14 protein-coding genes are annotated in these 20,232 nt (G+C 59.7%); 4 read left to right on the forward strand and 10 right to left on the reverse strand.

Annotated elements, in window-relative coordinates; genetic code table 11:
• Positions 1-12: 12 nt before the first annotated feature.
• From ACYJRZ_RS15295 to ACYJRZ_RS15315, 5 genes are all read right to left on the reverse strand, one after another.
• The gene (locus tag ACYJRZ_RS15295; RefSeq protein WP_459460117.1) at positions 13-1,083 is read right to left on the reverse strand and encodes an acyltransferase family protein; all 1,071 of its coding nucleotides are present in this window, start codon (positions 1,081-1,083) and stop codon (positions 13-15) included.
• A gap of 38 nt (positions 1,084-1,121) precedes the next feature.
• Entirely contained in the window at positions 1,122-1,937 is an 816-nt protein-coding gene (locus tag ACYJRZ_RS15300; protein ID WP_459460119.1) for a galactosyl transferase, read from the reverse strand.
• A 74-nt stretch (positions 1,938-2,011) separates the two neighbouring features.
• Positions 2,012-3,508: a lipopolysaccharide biosynthesis protein gene (locus tag ACYJRZ_RS15305; RefSeq protein ID WP_459460121.1), complete on the reverse strand. Its 1,497-nt coding sequence runs from the start codon at positions 3,506-3,508 to the stop codon at positions 2,012-2,014.
• Between the two features lie 226 nt (positions 3,509-3,734).
• The gene (locus ACYJRZ_RS15310) at positions 3,735-4,364 is read right to left on the reverse strand and encodes a J domain-containing protein (protein WP_459460123.1); all 630 of its coding nucleotides are present in this window, start codon (positions 4,362-4,364) and stop codon (positions 3,735-3,737) included.
• Positions 4,365-4,549: 185 nt separating this feature from the next.
• The gene (locus tag ACYJRZ_RS15315; protein ID WP_459460125.1) at positions 4,550-5,245 is read right to left on the reverse strand and encodes an NUDIX hydrolase; all 696 of its coding nucleotides are present in this window, start codon (positions 5,243-5,245) and stop codon (positions 4,550-4,552) included.
• A gap of 122 nt (positions 5,246-5,367) precedes the next feature.
• Here ACYJRZ_RS15315 and ACYJRZ_RS15320 point away from each other — a divergent pair, with 122 nt between their 5' ends.
• Complete coding sequence (locus ACYJRZ_RS15320) at positions 5,368-6,387, forward strand: SPFH domain-containing protein (RefSeq protein ID WP_459460602.1); 1,020 nt, start codon at positions 5,368-5,370, stop codon at positions 6,385-6,387.
• Positions 6,388-6,390: 3 nt separating this feature from the next.
• Positions 6,391-7,344, forward strand: a complete 954-nt coding sequence (locus ACYJRZ_RS15325; RefSeq protein WP_459460127.1) for a diacylglycerol kinase catalytic domain-containing protein — start codon at positions 6,391-6,393, stop codon at positions 7,342-7,344.
• Positions 7,345-7,401: 57 nt separating this feature from the next.
• On the opposite strand, the gene ACYJRZ_RS15330 is transcribed toward ACYJRZ_RS15325, so the two are convergent.
• From ACYJRZ_RS15330 to ACYJRZ_RS15350, 5 genes are all read right to left on the reverse strand, one after another.
• Positions 7,402-8,904 carry a DegQ family serine endoprotease gene (locus ACYJRZ_RS15330; RefSeq protein WP_459460129.1) on the reverse strand — a complete coding sequence of 501 codons (1,503 nt, stop codon included), beginning with the start codon at positions 8,902-8,904 and terminating at the stop codon, positions 7,402-7,404.
• A gap of 262 nt (positions 8,905-9,166) precedes the next feature.
• Positions 9,167-9,823, reverse strand: a complete 657-nt coding sequence (locus ACYJRZ_RS15335; protein ID WP_459460131.1) for a DUF2161 domain-containing phosphodiesterase — start codon at positions 9,821-9,823, stop codon at positions 9,167-9,169.
• A gap of 155 nt (positions 9,824-9,978) precedes the next feature.
• Positions 9,979-13,239 carry a GH36-type glycosyl hydrolase domain-containing protein gene (locus ACYJRZ_RS15340; RefSeq protein WP_459460133.1) on the reverse strand — a complete coding sequence of 1,087 codons (3,261 nt, stop codon included), beginning with the start codon at positions 13,237-13,239 and terminating at the stop codon, positions 9,979-9,981.
• 176 nt (positions 13,240-13,415) lie between these two features.
• A complete protein-coding gene (locus ACYJRZ_RS15345) occupies positions 13,416-15,884 on the reverse strand; it encodes a glycoside hydrolase family 2 protein (protein ID WP_459460135.1) in 2,469 nt (822 codons plus the stop codon).
• A gap of 28 nt (positions 15,885-15,912) precedes the next feature.
• Positions 15,913-16,614: a FadR/GntR family transcriptional regulator gene (locus ACYJRZ_RS15350; protein ID WP_459460137.1), complete on the reverse strand. Its 702-nt coding sequence runs from the start codon at positions 16,612-16,614 to the stop codon at positions 15,913-15,915.
• Between the two features lie 113 nt (positions 16,615-16,727).
• On the opposite strand from ACYJRZ_RS15350, the gene uxuA reads away from it, so the two are divergent.
• Together uxuA and ACYJRZ_RS15360 are read left to right on the forward strand one after the other, a co-directional pair.
• Positions 16,728-17,906 (forward strand): mannonate dehydratase, encoded by a 1,179-nt coding sequence (gene uxuA, locus ACYJRZ_RS15355; RefSeq protein WP_459460139.1) that lies wholly within the window; start codon positions 16,728-16,730, stop codon positions 17,904-17,906.
• Between the two features lie 184 nt (positions 17,907-18,090).
• Positions 18,091-20,163 carry a putative bifunctional diguanylate cyclase/phosphodiesterase gene (locus ACYJRZ_RS15360; protein ID WP_459460146.1) on the forward strand — a complete coding sequence of 691 codons (2,073 nt, stop codon included), beginning with the start codon at positions 18,091-18,093 and terminating at the stop codon, positions 20,161-20,163.
• The last annotated feature ends 69 nt before the right edge of the window (positions 20,164-20,232 follow it).

Genomic DNA, 20,232 nt, shown 5'->3' on the forward strand with positions numbered 1-20,232 from the left:
CTTCCAAGACAGTCAGCCGCGTTGGCTGGCTTCAATAGCTTTGGGAGTGGCTTTCGAGGCGCCGGTAGAGCGAACCAGGATTTCAGCAAGCTTGGAAGAGGCGAGCGCAATGATGGAAATCGCGGCCAGATAGATTGCGATGTAGACCGGCTGCGGCAAGTGGACATCGCGCATCAGCTGCCCATAAATTTCGGTAAAGCCGCGATGGCACATGTAGATCGGGTAGGAGAGATAGCCGAGAAAGATGCCGGGCCGTTGCAGTCTGGCCGGCAATTCGAGCATCGTGCCGGCAAGGACGATGAGCGGCGAGATCAGGATGCAGAAAACAAGCGCGGATTTCAGCGAATAGCTTGGCAAAAACAGCAAGATCAAGATCGTGGCGATGGGCAGCAGGGCGGCATAGCTGTTCATGGTCCAGCCAAGCGCAGTGTTGCTTCGAAGCCGATAGATGATCATTCCGAGCGTGAAGGAAAAGAAGACGCGGGCAAAGCCGCCGTCCACGGAGTGCCATTCCCAACCGAGGTCAAGCGATTTGTGGAAGAGGACCGAACCGATCAGCAGCGCGAGAGATGCGGCCGCGATAAGGATCAGGCTCCGCGTCTTTAGCCTGAACAGTATGAGCACAAATACGAGGTTCGCGAGTAGTTCCCAAAAAAGCGACCATGCCGGGCCATTCAGCGGATAAAGCGCCAAGATGTCTCCGGCCGACCGCGTCAGAAAACTCGGCGAAGGCAGCATGAATATGGTCGTAAGGATGCTTGCCGCAAGATCGGACCGTCCAACACCAGATGCCTGCCAATGCAGCAGCAACTGGACGAGACCGTAGACGCTGCCGATGAGGAAGAGCGGATAAAGACGCGCGTAGCGTGCCTTCATGAAGGCACGCACGGTCATGCCGCTTGCGAGTTTTTCACCATAGGCTCTGGCGATGACGAAGCCACTGAGCACGAAGAAGAAATCGACTGCGATATAGGCTGACGGCGCATAGGGCCTGTCGAGGTGATAGACGACGACGGCGAATGCCGCCAGCCCGCGCATCGCATCCAGGGCGGCATATCTATGTCTCGTTGCATCAGCCGGCATTGATCGAAACCTCGTTGGGAGAAAAGGTAACGCCTAAGCTATCCGGCCGCACGCGCGCCGAAGAATTCGCTTCTCAAATTTCGATCGAGCGGGCGTACCCGCGAAAGATTGCCCAGGAACTGGCGGGGGTTTGTCAACACCGACCGATTGAGGAAATGGGTCCTGATCAGGTTGGAGGATTTGCTGTGGGCGCCGGCATGGCCGACCCGATAGATGGCGCCGCGGAAGGGCAGCGAACCGAGGGGAGAGCCGCCATCGGCAAGCAGCTTGCCGATGCGCACATGGCTGCCGAGCATGGATTTGATGTAATCGATCTCGGCATCCTCGAAGGTCGCCGGTAGGCGATAGAGATCGGAGCGGATAATCAATGATGTCCCGCAATAATTGGCGAAGTCGTTGTGATGCATAAGCAGACGGCCGCCTTCGTTCCAGAGATAGCCCCGGTCGATTTTCCAGCCGTTCGCGTCGCTATTTCGAGCCGCGAAATCGACGATATTGGCGCTGACGAAATCATCGTCGTCGACGATCATGAAGAAGCGGGTGTCGCGCGCCGAAAGCATGCCACTCAGGACGCGGCGGCCCTTGTCCAGCCGGAACGCATCGTAGACCTTCTCGCGATCGGCGCCATTGATGTCATGCAGCTGGTTTGGCGGGAAGGTCACGCGTTCCGCAGTAAAATTCGGCGGCAGATCCGGTAGATCGGCGCCTTCGTTGGCGACGACTACGCCGCGCCAGTTTTTGTTGGACTGCCCGGCGATCGATGCGATCGTTTGCGACAGGCGTCGTTTCAGCGCCGGCCAATCATTGGAATTGGCCTGATGGCGAACGGGAATGATGAACGTAACCAGTGTCATGAGGCGCCTTTCCGACTTGGTATTCTATCGCGAGATCGAATGAGCCTTGTTTCCGTCCTTATTCGCGATGACCGCTACTGTGCCTTCGCGAGCCGGCCTTGCAGCGTGGTCCGCACGAGGAAAAGGACCCTTTCCCTGCAGAAGAGAAGGATAAGGGCCGAATAGGCGAGGCCACCGACCAGGACTTCGCAGACAAGGCGTTCCGCCAGGGGCTGGTTGATCAAGGCCGACGAGATTGCCAAGACGGCGACAAGCATGCCGAGATAAGCGGCGATAGGCCTCAGGAACTGGCCAAAATATTCCAAAATGCTGAGGCCGATCAATCGCGACACCATCCACAGCGTCACCGGCCAGAGCATCACCACTCCGAGCATTAGCCCGAAAACGACAGTCGTCACCCCATATTGGTGAAGAACGAGCACGGTGAGGATCGAGACGACATTGCGCACCAGCTGATAGTAGAACCACCAGTCGGATCTGCCCTGGCTGGTGATCAAGGAAGCCTGGATAATGCCGATGCCAGCCATCAGACCGATGACGCAGAAGAAGCGAACCGGCCAGATGGCGGCGGCCCAGTGCGGTCCGAAGATCAGCGGAATGGCATCGTCGGCGACCGCGGCAAGCCCCATGAAGGCCGGGAAAGACACCAGCGAGCAACCGAAGGTCGCCATGAGGAATGCTTCGCGCACTTTGTCCTTATCATGCTGCAGTGACGAGAGCAGCACGTGACTGACGGAATTCAGGCCGCCCGCGACGACATTGTTGAGCATCTCGTAGAGACGCCGTGCGAAATTATAGATACCGAGGGCGGCCGGGCTTACCAGCGTTCCGATAATTAGCTGGTCGAGATTCATGGTCTGGAGGAAGCGGTTGCCCGAGGCGAAGATACCGTAATGCAACAATTCACGCAGGCTCGAGAGCTTGATCCGGAAACCCGGCAGCCATTTTGCGCCCCAGAAAGCGGCAACGCAGGCGGCAGCGGGAGCGGCGATCTGCGCAATGGCAAGCGCCCACAACCCGAAACCGGCAAAGATCAGCGCAAGACAGATGGTCGCTGAAACGGTAGTGGCGATCGCGGTACGGGCCGCTGCGAGATGAAAAGACATCGTGCGGCCGATCAAGGCATTTGGCACGATGATCATCATGTCGAAGAAGATTTTCAGCCCGATGATCAGTAGCAGCTTGACGATGTCGTCATGCCCGACCGAGTGGGCAAGAAACGGGGAAAGCACAAACAGCGCGGCATAAAGGACCGCCGCGGAGACAAAGGACAGCCAAAAGACTGTATCGAGGTGGCTGCGCCGAATGGATTTCTGCTGGATCAAGGCCTCGCCAAAGGCCGTCGGGCCGAAGCCGGAAGCGAAACTGACGATGGCGAAGGCGAGTGCGACCAGGCCGAAATCCTGGGGCAGAAGAAAACGCGACGTGACGACGAAGACCAGGCTGTTGAGCGCCGTCGGGATCAACGTGTCCAGCGCCGACCAGAAGGCGCCTCTCAATGCAGCCCGCGATCGGTTTTCGCTTAAATGTTCAAAGACGACTTCATCCGCTTCGGAAGCCAGCAAACGCATACCTCGCCGTTTTAGACCTTCGGCGAATGCCGAAATAGGGCGCCCGCCATTGCCGCTTCGCCGTCGCTCGATGGAAACGCGGCGGCGTGCTGGATGCTAGATCTAGGCCAGCCCCTCGATTTGTCCAGGGAGAATTGTTGCAATGCAACATTGCGTTGCTGAAAGTGATCTGGCGATCAAGGCAAACGCGAAATCTGTCTCTTCAATACGACGAAAAGCGCCGCCGCTACTGCGCAGCTGAGCGGACTCTCGGCTCGTCCCATTCGATTTTGGGAGCTGTCTCCGTTTCCTCCGGAGGCTCGTTCATTTCGTAAAAATAGCCTTCGAGCATGTCGCAGGCGCGTTCGCTGGCGCCGATCTTCGCTTCCGTTTCGCTGATGGCGGTGGCGATCGCCTTGATGCGGGCACGCAGCATGTGGCCGACCACGTCCTTGCCCGGCCGTTTGCCCAGCCGCTCCAGATGAAGGCCGATTCGATTGGAATGTCGCTCGAGTTCGCTCTTGCTGAAATTCGCTTTGCGAATTTCTTCCAGAAGGCTCGCGCGCATCTTGGCGACCGGATCGAAGGTGCCCGGCTCCCGCTCGTCCAGCACGACCTCGGTAATCAGCTTTTCGATCGCGACCAGCGCCTGCAGGTCGACGGCATCGGTCAGTTCGACATCATAGCCGGTATCGTCGAACACCTTGCGGCGAACGGGGTCGAGAAGAAGCTCGTAAGCTTTCTGCAGTTGCGCGAAAGCGTCGGTATCGCCGCCGGAATCCGGATGCGCTGCCTTCGCGCGCTTGCGATAGGCCGCCTTGATCTGCTCTTCGCTCGCATCGCGCGCAACGCCGAGAATATCGTATGGATCAGTCACTCCAACTCCTGCCGCCGCTTATTCCTGTTTAAAGGCCCAGCCGCTGATATCGCCAGCGCGGTTTAAATGTCCCGCCCGACCGTTTCAATCGGCTCGGGCGCTATTTGTACCATCACAAAGGCAGAGTTTGGACAAAAAGAGTCCTATGTCAAAGGCGAGCAGCCTCTTCTGTGGAATTCAGCGTTTCAGATCGTCCGGTCGAAGAAGACGGTCGAGCGTGCCTGCTTGAGCTGATAGAGCTGAGCTGGGCGATTGCTGCCGCGTCGCATTCCCCCGGCAATCGGCTCGATGAAATTGACTTCCGCGATGCGTTTGCGAAAGGCGGATTTATCGAGAAGGCGGCCGAGAAGCCGCTCATAGACGGCCTGTAATTCACTCAAGGTGAAAGCTTTCGGCAGGAGGTGCGCCGGCAGGGTCGTATATTCGACTTTGTTGCGCAATCTGGAGAGCGCCGCCTTCAATATGGCGGCGTGGTCGAAAGCCAGCGGCTCCGCCATCCTATCACCCGCGATCGGATGCCAGGCGACGTCGGTCATATTGCCGCCATGCTGTAGGCTGACGGCATCCTGTGCGATCAATGCCATATATGTCACGCTCAAGCTCCAGCCGCGGGGATCGCGTTTGCCATCACCGAAGACGCCCACCTGCTCGAAATAGGGCGCCGCGATGCCTGTCTTGTCGCTGAGCACGCGTCTTGCCGCGGCCTCCAGGCTCTCATCTTCATCGATATGAATCCAGCCGCCGGGCAAGGCCCAGTGATCGGCAAATGGTTCTGTGCCGCGTCGGGCGAGCAGAACCTCGAGCCCGTCCGCCGGCAGGGCGAAGATTGCGAGATCGACTGAAACGATCGGCCTTTGATGGGGGTCTTCAGAGCTGCTCATGACTGGAAACATAACGCAGCGAAACCTTAGTGTAAAGTTTCAACTAACTTAGTTGACAAAATTCACTAAGTCGTATTTGTTCGCGTCATCATAGTTTGAAGCGCCACTTCCAGGAGGCAGTCATATTTGGATTTTGTTTCATCAAGGCCCAACCGACCCAGTATGTGATCCAGTACCGGAGCGGCCGGCCGCAGCGGGAGGGAGCAGGGCTCTCGTTCTGGTATTTCGCGCCATCGAGCTCGCTGGTCGTGGTGCCGACAGCCAGCGTCAACGAGCCTTTCATTTTTCCCGAGGTGACCTTGGACTTCCAAGAAGTGACGGTTCAGGGGCAGATTACCTATCGTATTGCTGAGCCGAAACGGACGGCGGAACTGCTCGATTTCTCGTTCAATGCCAAAGGTGTTTACGGTTCGGAAGACCCGCAGAAACTATCGCAGCGGCTGATCGATCAGGTTCAGGTCGTCATGCGCGCCGAAGTGCAGGCCCTGTCGCTGAAGGAGGTGCTGGCGGCCGGCGAGCTGCTGGTCGGGCGTGTCGCGACTACATTACATGACCACCCGGTGCTGCGGGCGCTGGGTCTTGAACTGCTCAGCCTGTCGATCCTGGCGGTGAAGCCGAAACCTGAAACTGCCAAGGCGCTGGAGGCCGGAGCGCGCGAAGCGCTGCTGCGCAGTGCCGACGAGGCGATCTATGCCCGCCGCAATGCAAGCGTCGAGCAGGAGCGGACGATTAAGGAGAATGAGCTCGCAACCGAAATCGCTGTCGAAAACAAGAAGCGCCAAGTACGGGAGGCACAGATGGATGCCGAGCGCTCGGTGCAGGAGCGGCAGCTTCAAATCCGCCAGGAGGAAATGATCGGCAAGATCGCGCTTGAAGAGCAGAACAAGGCGCTCGTTGCTCTCGCCTCGGCCAATGCGCGCGAGGAAGCCGACGCGAAAGCCTATGGCCTTGCTGCCATGATGAAATCGTTTGGTGATGCCGATCCCAAGATGCTGCAGGCGCTCGCTTCGGTCGGCATGGATCCTGGTCAGTTGATGGCGCTCGCCTTCCGCGATCTTGCCGACAACGCCACCAAGATCGGCCAGCTGAACGTCACCCCCGATCTCCTGCGCGAGATGCTGCAACCTCAGGCAAGGGGATAAGTCATGCCTGTTGCAAACAACGCAAAGGCTGAAGATAGAAAGATCGTGCTGATTGTACGCGACACCCGCCTTGACGAACTGGCCGCGCGCTTTAATACCGTCCAGCAGGCGCAGTTTTTCGTCGAGCACTTAGGCGCGGATTTCGGCGATTATCTCGCGGAACACCAGCGTTATCAGGCGGCAGCGCGCGACGTCGAAGCAAGTCTGCGCTCTGTTGCCAGGGTGCAGACACTCAACCGCCGCTATCTGGCAAACTTCATATTCGGCGGCGACGATCTCGTCGTCGTGCTTGGGCAGGATGGCCTAATCGCCAATACGCTGAAATATCTCGACGGTCAGAATGTGCTTGGCGTCAATCCCGATCCGAAACGATGGGACGGAGTGCTGTTGCCCTTCCAGGCGGCCGATTTGCGCAAGATCGTCCCCGAAGCCTTGGCGCAGCGCCGGCCGCTCAAAAAGATCAGCATGGCAAAGGCGGCACTCAATACCGGAGAGGTGCTCTACGCGGTGAACGACCTCTTCATCGGCCCGCGCAGTCATGTCTCGGCGCGCTACGATCTTCAGATCGGTGAACGGCACGAGCGGCAGTCGTCGAGCGGCATCATCGTTTCCACAGGGATGGGCTCGACCGGCTGGCTGAAAAGCCTCTATGCCGGCTGGGTGGGTGCGGCCGCGAGCTGCGGCGTGGAGCTGACGGCGGGCATTGCCGATGCTTCCTTTCCCTGGGATGCGCAGTTCCTGCACTATTTCGTACGGGAGCCTTTTCCCAGCCGGACGACCGGTGTTTCGCTGGTGTCGGGGCAGGTCGATGAAGAGATACCGATGATAGTCGTCTCCGAAATGGCGGAGCATGGGGTGATCTTCAGCGATGGCATCGAGGCAGACTTCCTGCCTTTCAACGCGGGAGCGCAGGCCAAGATCGGTATTGCTGAGCGCCAGGGTATTCTGGTGACGTAACGTCAATCGGCCCGTTCCATTGCAGGAAGCGGGCCGATTATACAATGCTTCAGATGCTTAAGCCGCCGAGAAGGGGACTGCGACGAAGGTTTTGTTGCCGTCGCGCTCGATCAGCAGCAGCACGGATTTGCGACCATCCTTGCCGGCCTTGGCGACGGCCGTCTGAACCTCATGGGCGTTGCGTACCGGCTGGTCGTTGACCGAGACGATGATGTCGCCGGTCTGGATGCCGGCCGCAGCGGCGGGCTTGTCCGGATTGACGCTGGCAACGACGGCGCCCTCGACACCATGCGGCAGATTCAGCTGCTCACGCACATCCGGTGTGAGGTTGGCAAGGCCGACACCGATGCTTGGCTGGTTGGACGGCTGCACCTTGCCATCGCCAGCGTCGTTGGCTGCCTGCTTGCTATCGTCATTGCCGCCGATGGTGACATTGACATCCATGCTCTTGCCGTCGCGCCACAATGTGACCGAGCGCTTGTCGCCGGGAGAGAGATCGGCGACCAGCCGCGACAGATCCTTTGGCGTCTTGACGGTTTCGTTGCCGACTGCCGTGACGATATCTCCGCTCTTGATGCCGGCGCGGGCGGCTGGCGTATCGTCGTTGACGCTGGCGACAAGCGCGCCCTGGGTCTGCGAGAGGCCCATGGCATTGGCGATATCCGAGGTCACCGGCTGGATGGCGACACCCAGATAGCCGTGATCGATCGAGCCGTTTTTCTCGAGTTTCGCAACGATTGCCTTGGCCTCGGCTGAAGGAATGGCAAAGCCGACACCGACGCTGCCGCCGTTCGGCGAGTAGATGGCGGTGTTGATGCCGACGACATTGCCTTCGCGGTCGACCAGCGGTCCGCCGGAATTGCCGTGGTTGATGGGCGCGTCGATCTGAATGAAGTCGTCATAGGGGCCGCTATGCAGGTCGCGGCCGCGGGCCGAGACGATGCCGGCGGTAACGGTCGTGCCGATGCCGAAGGGATTGCCGATCGCCAGAATCTGATCGCCAAGCTTCAGCTTGTCGGAATCGCCCCAGGCGATGGTGGCGAGTGGCTTCGGCGCGTTGATCTTCAGGATGGCAAGGTCGGACTTGGCATCGGCGCCCAGCAATTTGGCCGGTAGCTCGGTGCCGTCATCAAGCGTCACCTTGATCTCGACGGCGTTTTGAATGACGTGGTTGTTGGTGACGATGACACCATCCGGGCTGATGATGAAGCCGGAACCGAGCGCCATGGCGCGCTGGCTTTGCTGCTGACGCGGCATCTGTTTCGGGAAGGGGATACCCTGGTTTTCGAAGAATTGCCGGAACTGCTCGTCCATCGGCGAGTTGCTGCTGTCGGCGCTGGTATCGGTCGCCTTCATGGTGGTGGTGACGGTGACGACGGCCGGCTTGTCGGCATCGACGATCGGAGCGAAGGAGCCGCCGGGTGCGATGATGCCGGCCGGTTCGGCGGCCGAGGCGACGGTTGCGGATGTGCTGAAGGCGAAGGGCAATGCGCCGGCGCCGACGATGATAGCGGCGCCGACGATGGCGGCTGTGCGATGTTTGCGGAGAAGAGAAGGCATGGCAAAAGTCCCTTGCGAGATCGTTGGCGGTTTGACGGCCCGTCCATATTCGGAACGGGCTTCGATTGGTTCCGCGTCAATTTTGCGAGCGACTTTGTTTCCCGTTTTTACTCTGGGAAGCAAAGTATAGATTTGAATTGGCGCTTGGTGTTAATATGATCTGCCAAGAAACTTTTACAAATTAAATATTGATCATGTTTTTATTGCAAAATTTTTAGATATTACATGAATTTAATGTTGGTCGGCCGGAATTTTTCCATATTTAGCTTTGCGCTACCGGCCATCTCTTGAGAGCCTCCGTTCCAAGCTCCGTCAGTGCGTAGATGCCGCGGTCGATGCGCTCGAACCAGCCATAGACATTATCCCTCAGAATTTGTGGCGCCTTCGGTGCCGCTTCGCGCATATCCTTCGGGCGTTGCACGCCATTTTCGATAGCGGCAGCGCAGGCAAGGGCCTGTTGGCGATAGGCAGTCATGATCGGCTTGCGGGTGCTGCCGCCAAGAGCGGGGTCGCCCTTGCGCCGACGATGTTCGTCGACAAGGCGCGACCTGCGCCGTGCATTCTTGCGCGGCATCGGCGCGACGGGGCTGACGACGATGTCGACTTCGTCGTTGTCCGAGACGGACAGCATGCCGAAGCCGAGCCTGCGGCAAAGATCGCGAAAGCGGCGATCGCCTTCCCGCCCCTTGCCCTTTGCCGAGACGCGGGCGGCGATCCAGACCTCGTCGCTGGCAGCGGCGCGATCTACCGCCTGCAGGATGAGTTCGAGGTTGAAGGTCATCTTCAGTTCGCAGATGACGACGACCGGAGGCTCGCCATCAGTCAGGCCGACGAGGTCGCAGCCGCCGATCTCGCCTTTCACCGCATAGCCGGCGGTTTCGAGAAATGACTTGATGGGGAGATAGAGCGCCGTTTCCAAATCCGCCTCCGGGCCTTGCACATCCGGGTAAGCTTAGCCGATTCGGTTAACTAGAAAATCCACGGCGGCAAGAAGGCACTCTCAGATATGTCGGCGACTATTCCAGGTTAGCAAAAGGAGCGGTTACTACGGCCCCTTTTGCTATTCGCGACTGCTCAAGCCTTGAAATCCAGCTCGACCTCGCAGGCGCCGATCGAGGTCGGCAGGAGCGGCTTGCGGATGCGCCGGCCGAATTGCCGTTTGAAGCCGAAGACGTTGCCGATGAGGCTCTTGGTATAGAGGCCGGGTCCGCTCGAATAGATGCGCCAGCCGCCGTCGACGGCGATATCGCCCGCCTTGACGCGCGCCCATTCCGCGGAAGCCTGATAGCGGTCGTCGAAGGCCGCGTCGCTGCTGCTGAAATAGGTGTTACGCTGGCGCAGCGACGCATGTTCCACGCGTCCGCTGACGGCAATCGGATTGGCAAGTGCGAGCGCCGCCCATACAGCCTCCGCGTCGTCTTCGAGCGCTAGGGCTTCGCAGTAACGCAGATGCGCATGGACATACATGAGCCCGATTTCGCGGCCGAAGAAGGAGGAGGATTCGGCGCGTCGGAACAGCTTTTCCGGACCGCCGGAATAGGTCGCCGGCTTCTCCATCAGTCGCACACCATCCGGGAACAGCAGATTCTCGCGGATGATCTTCATGTGGGCATGGCGCTGATCGGGCGTGAACAGGCCCCCGATCATGGGCTGCGTCATTGCGATCAGCGAATAATGGAGGCCGGTGCGCGTATCCTCCGGATGCAGCAGCAATTCGACACCGTCATGGCTCGGATCGAAGACGCCATAGCCGGCAACGATGCCATCGCGCATCAGAAGCTGGTTGAAATCGGCGCGCATGGCGACCGCAGTCGCCTGTAGCGCCTGTGCTTCCTCATTTCGGCTGGCAAGCGTCAGGATATTGGCGTAGCGCACCAGCTGTTCGTAAAGCAACGATACCGTCCAGCTACTGACCATCCAGTCGCGCAGATGCGGATCGGCCGGCTGCAGGCTGTCGTTCCAGTCACCTTCGCCGTAGCGGATGAGGCTTGTGCCCGGCACGAAGCGGCTCCGTACGGTGTCGAGCAGTTTCTCGATGTGATCGGAGATCGTCGCGCGTTCCGAGGTCAGCTGCATCGTGTCGTCGGCGCGCCACGGCACCGTTTCGGCGAGGAAGGTGAGGTCGCCGGTCGCCTCGATATAGTCGCAGAGCGCCTTCAGCGGCCAGACGATGATATCGCCATGCGCCTCGCCGGCGCGGATATTGGCATAGGGCTCCAGCATGAACCATTGCGGCCAGTCGCCGCGATCGCGATACTGTTCGGAAAAGAGCGTCGAAAGGATCTGCCGGACCTCTTCGTCATGCTCGTAGGCAAGCAGGAATTCGATCGGCCCCTGGCACACGTCACGCGTGCCCCAGGCAGCCCCGGTATATTGCTCGAGCCCGTGCGGCACGCTCAAATGGACGATGGCATCATGCGCAATCCAGGGCAGCATGATCGCCTGTGCCGCCACATCGCGGCCATCGCCCTCAATGCGGGCGCCCCGCGTCACATGGCTCCAGAAGCGTTGCGCGGGCGCGAGCATCTCTTTGCTGTCGACACCGGCGCTGTAGCGCGCGGCAAGGGCTTGGGCCGCATCCGGATCGGTCATCGATCCCGTGACGGCAAAGCGCAACTCCTTCGTCGGATACGATTTCAGGGCGATGAATGGGCCGTTGCGGGCGGTGCCGTCGGTGTAAAGCAGCTCGTCGCCGCCAACGGCTGCGAGTGCATCCGGCGTCGACGTGACGAGATGGTATCCAGCCTTTGGATATCGATCCCATAGCCAGGATGGCTGCGGCCGGAAGTAGATGCGCTTGCCCGCCGTATCGACTGTGATATTCGCTACGGCTTCATAGTCGCGCTCGCCGAGAACGATATGACCGAAGACGAGGAAACGGCAGGCTTCGCCCTCCACCGAAACGCTCCATTGCATGGCCGGATCATCGCCGGAGGCGATTGCCGAAACGATGATGGTGCGACCGGGGAGCTTGTAGATCCATTTGGTATCGCTGAGCCCCATTTCGAAGGCGGCAGGCACGCCGAGCAGGCGCCAGCCATCGCCGAGATCAACGAGGATGCGCAGGCCGCTCGACCGCGTCAGATTGTAAGGGTCGCGGGAAACAGAGAAGAGCTTGTGGAAGGACGTGTTGCCTATGGTCAACTGCGCGGCGAAGATGCCCTGCATCCAGCAGGTGGCAGCCAGCGTCTGGTCGTCGAGCAGCATATTCTGGCCGCTGCGAACGATAGCGCCATGGCGGCGGGCCACCAGGCGTTCTTTTTCCTGGAGCACGATGTGCCTGTTGTGCGCTCCATCCGGCACGAAAAAGGAGAGCAGCTTTCCGTCGGCGCGCTCCTCCAACATCCGCTTCGGATAAAGCGCGTCGATGGCGGCCTGATCCAGGCTGCCGCTGTCAGCAAGGGGGGCATCCTGCACGAGACTGCGTGCCGATTGAGCGGCAGCAATCGTGTCGATCACCAATTCGCCCTGAAGTTTCGGCAGGCCATCGAGATGGGAAAGATCGGTATCGCTGGAAGCGGCCGGATGATCAGCGATGAAGAGGCCGAAGAAGGTCGTAGTGGCGGCGCCACCTGTGGCGAGCGAAAGCGGCTTCGACTGGATTGTCGGGCAGGCGACCTCATGCTGGCGGCGCGCGCTTGGCAGGCTGGTGCCGAAGTCCGGTACCATGACGCCATCGTCACCCTTCGATGGCACCAGCAGCTGGATTGCATCGGTCGCGTAAGCCGCGGTACCCTCGAGGCAACCCTGCGCGAGCCACGGATTTCGCCCGCCGCCCTGCTTAAGGTTTTGTCGATTCATGATGACAGGGCCGAAGGCGGCATGGGTGGCGATGTGATGGTCGATATATTGTGAGGCATAGGCCTCGCTGTTCATCAGGAAGCCGCGGTCGCCGAGACCGACATCCTGAACGAGGATGAGGTCGGTCGAAAGCGTCGCGTTGGTGTTGTTTTCCAGCGAAACCTGCCAGAACCATGCGGTCTCACTCGGGTGCAGCCGCAGACTGACCGTGTGCTTGATGCCGGCCGTTTCGCCGCTCCAGGAAAAACCGTTTCCGCCGTGGCCGAATTGTACTGCAGCCTTCGGACCGACGATTTCAGTCGTTACCGGCTTGGCGCCGCCGATGCGCAGAAAGAGCCGGCCGATGCCGCCGTAGACGGGCGAACCGAGGACCTGATTGATCATGACGCCGCCCTGCTGGTCGGCAAAGTCGATCGAAAACAGCGTGCCATTCGGCAGTGCCGAAGCCGAAAGTCCGGCGGTATTGCTGAGTGTAGTGAGGCCAAGTTCTTCGCGGCGGGGCGTTTGAAAGCTGCGATTGGTGTCCGAGGACATAAGCGTGATCTCGCTGATTCATGGATCGGATGAAGGGCACTAGATCACAAGGCGGCGCCCGATCATAGGAGGCAATTCGCCATTCACCAGCGCAATCTTTTGTGACTGCTTCCGGAAAATACAGGGCTCGATCCGGCGTAATGCGCCGGATCTTTTCCGTGAGAGAGCACCCGGTTTCAATGATGCGGAAGCTCCGCAACCTGGTTGGCCGTGCGGATAACAGCCGAAAGATCGGCATCATCGAAGGTTTCCTTGGAGATGCCTTTGACCTTGAAGGTCCTGCTTTCGCCCGGTGCTAGATTGACCAACATCTCATCGACTTCGGCATTCGGGCTGATGCGGTCGACGAACAGGCAGACATCGCGCAGGAAAGACTGCGCCGTGATGGTAACAGCAATCCCATCCGTTGTCTGGACACTTTCGATGTCGAAGCGCGGCTGCGGATATTGCAACTTCATATCCTTCTCAAAAAACCACCAGGCTTCGGCATCGCCGAGACGCGCACGCAGATATTCCCGGCGCGGATCGCTCGGGGTCGCGACCTCGGCTGGGATCTCGATATCGGCATTCTCGAAACGATCGCACAGGACGCGCCAGAGGTGATGACGGGCAAGCAGCGTGCCGTTGAAATCGAAGCGCTCGACTGTGAAGGGCACACGCCAGAATAGCGTTGCGTCATTGACGGCAACGGCCGCCAGCCCATTGCCGCGCGGCTGGATGGTGAGCAGATGCGGCGCATAGCTATGCTTCAACGCATACCAGAGTGGTTTTTTCCGACCGGCGCCATCGATGGCCGCCCAGGAGGTGACCGGCCAGCAATCGTTGAGCTGCCAGACGATCGTGCCCATGCAGGTCGGCCGATGCGAGCGCATGTGGTCGATGCCGAAGCTGATCGCGCGCGCCTGGTTCAGCTGCGTGACGAAGAGCCAGTCGTCGAAGTTTTGCGGGCAGGGAAACCAGCCCTCTAACCCCTGCAGAAGCTTATCGTTGCCGCCGGTTGCCTTTTGGTGATGCAAGACCGCGGGAGAGGCCGGGGCGCGATCCTTCTCGCGAACGGATTGGGCAAGTGTTGCGAAGGTCGGTGGCGCCTGCCAGCCGAATTCGGAGCAGAAGCGCGGGATGTAGCTGCGGTAGGTTTCGTAGCCCACCTCGTTCCAGACATCCCATATGTGCTTGCAGCCGTGCTCATCGGCATTCGGCGCGATTTCCATGGAGCCGGAATAGGGGCTGCCTGGCCAATAAGGCCGGGTCGGATCGATCTCGGCCACCAGCTTCGGCAGAAGGTCGAGGTAGTAGCCGGCGCCCCATGGGCGATTGCCGAGCACGTCCTGCCAGCCCCAGTCGAAATAGCCCCAGATATTCTCATTATTGCCGTTCCAGATCACCAGCGAGGCGTAAGGCATAAGCCTTGTGATCGCCTCGCGCGCTTCCGCCTCAATCTCGCTGTAGACCGGCCCTTCTTCGGGATAGGCGGCGCAGGCAAACAGGAAATCCTGCCAGACCATGATGCCGGCGGCATCGCATTCCTCGTAGAACGTATCGGTCTCGTAGATGCCGCCGCCCCAGACGCGCAGCATGTTCATATTGGCGTCGCGGGCTTGAGCAATTCGCTCGCGATAGCGTTCGCGAGTCACGCGCGGCAGGAAGCAATCGTCGGGGATCCAGTTGGCGCCGCGGGCAAAGACCGGCACGTCGTTGACGACAAGCGTGAAGGCCGAGCCAATCTCGTCCGGTGTCGTATCCAGCCGCACGGAGCGGAAGCCGACGCGCCGCTTCCAGCCGTCGAGCGCCGCCCCATCCGAGCCGAGCAGCTGCAGGTCGAGATCGTAAAGCGGTTGAGCGCCCATGCCATGCGGCCACCAGACCTGCGGGTTGTCGATGCGGCATTCGATCAGCGCGTGGGTCTCGCCTTGCGCGACGCGCACTTCCGCTCGCTTGCCGCCGATGGAGAGGACGAGCGCCACACTATCCGTGCCCTTGTCAGCCCATTCGATTTCGACATGCAGGCGCGCAACGCCTTGGCTGCCTTGCAGCGTGATTTCAGGGCGGATGCTGCCGAGACGCGCCTTCGACCAGCTCTCGATCAGGATCGGTTTCCAGATGCCCGAAGTGACGACGGTCGGCCCCCAGTCCCAGCCGAAGTTGCAGGCCATCTTGCGGATGAGATTGCTCGGGCCGGGATAATTTTGCGGGATATCGGCGGCGCTGCCGAGCTGCTTGCGGACTTTCTCACCATGTTCATAGGCGGATTGGAAATCGACGGTCAGCTCGTTACGGCCGCTTTTCAGATGATTGCCGATATCGAAGCGGTAGCTGCGATGCATGTTGCAGGTTTCGCCAAGCAAACTGCCGTTCAGTTCCAGGCGTGATGCCGTGTCGAGGCCAAGACATGAGAGATCGATGCGCTCGGCGTCCTCGCCACCCCAGTCAAAGGCCAGACGATAGCGCCAGGCGGAACGCCCAATCCAGTCCTGCGAGATTTCGTTGACGTCGAGATAGGGATCGGTGATCAGCTGCGCCGCCATCAGGTCGAGATGAACGTTGCCCGGCACGGTCGCGGGGATCGAATTAGGCAGGGCCGGTGCGCTGGAGGGCGCGCGAAGGCGCGAGATGGTCCAGCCGGTGTCGAGCGTCTGTCTTTTCATGTCATGTATCCGTGATGAAATGGATGTCTCAAACAGCCTTTGGCGCGATGAATTGCAGGCCCGCCTGCAGGTGGCGATTCATGTGATAGGCGTAAGCGATTCGATCCCGTTGTTCCAACGCTTCGATGATGACGCGGTGATCATGGTAGGCGCTGTCGACAGCCTCGCGTGAGCGCTTGCCCGCCTCCATAAGCCGCTGCAACAATGGCTGCAGAATGCCATAGACTTGTGACAGGGTCTGATTGCCGGCGAAGCCGACAAGGGCGGCATGAAACCTGAAATCAAGTTTCGCAGCCTCGGCCAATGTCGATGCGGCCTTCATCGCGTCGTTGATGGAGCGTAGCCTTTCGATGGCGGTTTCATCGGCAGTTTCGAACAGAAGATCACTAAGATTGATCTCGATGAGACGACGAAATCCCTGAATATCTAGAAAGCTTTCTGCCGAGATGTCGATAGCGAAGGAGAAGAGGTCCATCAGCGCCTGCTGGCGGCGGTCCGTAATCACCGCGCCGACCTTCTGGCGGCTTTCGACTATGCCATAGGCCCTCAAGATGCGGATCGCTTCGCGCACTGTATTGCGGCTGGCATTGAACATGGACGCGAGCTCGGCTTCTGAGGGCAGGGCATCTCCGAGACCGAGATTGCGCTCGCGCAACAGCCGCCGCAGCGCGTCGACTACCTGATCGACCGCCGAACCTTTATCCTCAATATTAGCGGTATCCACCACCATCTCTCCCCCGTGGTTGAAAGCATATTGTTGGTCAATAGTGGCGTCAAGCGACCAATAATGATAGACATTTCGCCTTTCAGCGGTATTTTGCTGGACAAATGGAGGGGGATCATATGGAAAGCTGCTGGCGTTGGTTCGGCCCGAAGGATCTCGTTCCGCTCTTGCATGCGCGCCAGGCCGGCGCGACAGGCATCGTCACGGCACTGCATGACGTCTCGCATTCGCGCGTCTGGACGCCGGCCGAAATCGAAGCGCGAAAGGCGCTGGTGGAAGCGGCCGGGCTGCGCTGGAGCGTCTGTGAATCGATCCCCGTTCCAAGCGCCATCAAGCTCGGCGGGGCAGGGGCAAAGGCCGCGATTGACGTCTGGAAGGATAGTCTCGCCAATCTCGCCCGCGCCGGCATCAAAACCGTCTGCTACAATTTCATGCCGGTTGTCGACTGGACGCGCACGGATTTGCGCTTCGAAATGCCGACCACTGCGCTCGCATTGCGTTTCGACATGGCGGAGTTCGTTGCCTATGACGCTTTCGTCCTGCGCAGGAAGGGTGCGGAAGAGAATTATGCGCCGGACCTGCTGCGGCGGGCCGAGGAGCGGCTGAAAGGGCTCTCGCCGGAGGCCGTGCAACGGCTGGAGAACAATATCATCGCCGGCCTCCCCGGCGGGGAGGACAGCTATGGCCGTGACGCCATCCGCTCGGCCATCGCCCTCTTCGACGGCATGACGGCTGAGGATCTCCAGGCCAATCTCGAAGCCTTTCTGCACGAGATCGTGCCGGTTGCCGCAGAGCTCGGTGCGAGGCTTGCGATCCACCCCGACGATCCGCCCATCTCGCTTTTTGGCCTGCCGCGCGTCGTCTCGACGGCATCGGATCTGCGCCGCATCCTCGGCAGCGTGGATGATCCGGCTAACGGTTTGACGCTCTGTGTCGGATCTCTCGGCTCTCGCGCCGACAATGATGTGCTTGCTATCGCAATCGAATTCGCCTCGCGCATCAATTTCGCGCATCTGCGCGACGTTGCGCTCGAAGCCGATGGTTCATTCGTCGAGGCCTCCCATTTGGAGGGGCGCAGCGATATGTATGCCATCCTGCGCACATTGCTCACGGAGGAGGCACGGCGTCGCGAGGAAGGCCGGGAAGACCATATGATCCCGATGCGGCCGGACCACGGACATCTGATCGGCGACGATATCGATAAGCCGACCAATCCCGGCTATTCCCTCATCGGCCGCTTGAAAGGCCTTGGCGAGCTTCACGGCGTCATCCATGCGATCGGCAAGGCAGGGCTTTGAGCCTCAGGGCATTTGCCGTGCCATGTCGGTGAACGGGGCGAAGAAATAAAGCCTGCCGTTGCATATTCGATAGGCTTTTGCCTAAAGTTTAATCTTGTTACTATTTTGATTTTATTTAGTTTTTTCGCCTATCAATGTCCAATTCGCTAACCTTCAAACTCGAATTGGCAAGGTCGACCTTCCTATGAATTCCGTTTGGCCCGACGCCCCGAACGACGATTTTCGGTCACTTTTCAAGACGCATCCTTCGCCGATGTGGGTCTATGATCCCGAGACGTTGAAATTCCTTATCATCAACGATGCCGCCCGCGATCTCTATGGCTATAGCCTCGCTGCATTTGCGGTCATGACCGTCCTTGATATCCGGCCTCCGGAAGAACGCGAACGCATGCTTGATGCGGTGCACCACCGCACTGACATCGAGACGGCGCAGCGCTGGACCCATCTGAAGGCCGATGGCGAGACATTCGAGGTTCTGACCTATGGGCGGGAGATTCGCTTCGACGGCAAGATGGCAATCCTGGCGATCGTGCAGGACCGCACCGAGGTCAATGCAGCACGGCGGCAGGTCGATGCCACCCAGTCGCTGCTCGACAGCATCGTCGACAATCTCCCCGTCGGCGTCTTCGTCAAGGATATGGAGCGGGACGGCCGCTATATCCTGTTCAACGAGGCATTGGGCGGCATCGTCGGGCGGTCGGCGCAGGATATGCTCGGCAAGTCGGACAATGTTATATTCTCCGATGAGCAGACGGCGATTTTCCGGGAGCAGGACAGGCTTGCCTTCGATACCGCTGAAACCGTCTACTTCGAGGAAACCATCCACACGGTGGATGGAGTGACACGCATCCTGAAGACGGCAAAACGGGCGCTTCCCGCCCCGGCGGGTCAAGCGCTGCGCTATGTGCTCGGCATTTCCCAGGACGTGACTGAGGAACGTAGCGTCGAGGCGCGGCTTGCGCATCTTGCCATGCATGATTCACTTACCGGCCTTCCGAACAGAGCATTCTTTTCCGAGAGCATCGTTCGGCAAGTGGCTGCTGCGATGCCGGAAAAGCCGATCGCGCTGCTCTACATCGATGTCGATCATTTCAAGCATATCAACGACAGCAAGGGCCATGCCGCCGGTGATATGCTCCTGCGCCAAGTTGCCGAGCGGCTCCAGCAGCTTGCCGAGGGGAGCGATTTCGTCGCGCGCCTGGGCGGCGACGAGTTCGCGCTGATTTTAAGGATGGCAGATGCCGGGCGAGCCCGGCGCTTCGCCGACCTGCTGTTGCAATCGCTCTCGGCACCTTTCGATCTGGATGGCGTTCGCGAACACGTGACCTGCAGTATTGGGATTGCCATGGCACCGGAGCACGGCAACGATGCTGACGTGCTGATGCGGGATGCGGATCTGGCGCTCTACGCCGCCAAGGCGAGCGGCCGTTCGACCTATCGGTTCTACCAGACGGAGATGCGGCTCGAAGCTGAACGGCGCCATCAGCTTACGCTGGAGCTTCGTGAGGCGCTGCAGAGCGACGAATTCGAACTCCATTACCAACCTATCATCCGTCTGGACGGAGACGCTCTTTCTGGCTTCGAAGCTCTGATCCGCTGGCGCCATCCAAAGCGCGGGCTCATCGCGCCGGCTGAGTTCATCCCCATCGCCGAGGAAACGGGGATGATCGTTCCGATCGGGGATTGGGTGCTGCGGGAGGCCTGCCGGACCGCCATGGAGTGGCCAGGCAACCTGAAAGTGGCGATCAATCTCTCCGTCTATCAATTCCGTCATGCGAGCCTGCTGGCCACCGTCGTTTCTGCACTGAGCGAGACAGGTCTTTGCCCCGGACGCCTGGAGATTGAGGTCACGGAATCCGTCCTGCTTTCCGAGGTCGAGCAAAGCCTGTCGCTGCTGCGTGCCCTCAAAGAGCTCGGCATTCGCATCGCGATCGACGATTTCGGCACGGGCTATTCCTCACTCAGCTATCTTCGTTCTTTCTCTTTCGACAAGATCAAGCTCGACCGCAGTTTCGTCGCCGGCATGGATGCCGATCCCGGCAATCTTGCAATTGTGCGGGCCGTCGTCGGTATTGCATCGGGTTTCAATGCGGTGACATTGGCCGAAGGCATCGAGACGGAGGCGCAATTGGCGAAATTGCGGGCCGAGGGCTATCACGAGGTGCAGGGTTTCCTGCTCGGGCGGCCAATGTCACGCGAGGATGCCCTGGCGCGAATTCTAGGCGAAGTTCGCCTCGCCCGGCTTATGCGCGCCTGAATGCCGGCGCATGTATGACCGCCGAAACGCTTGGACGGCCATCGCAAATAATAATCAAAAAATTTGGTA

The organism is Rhizobium sp. No.120 (assembly GCF_054558365.1).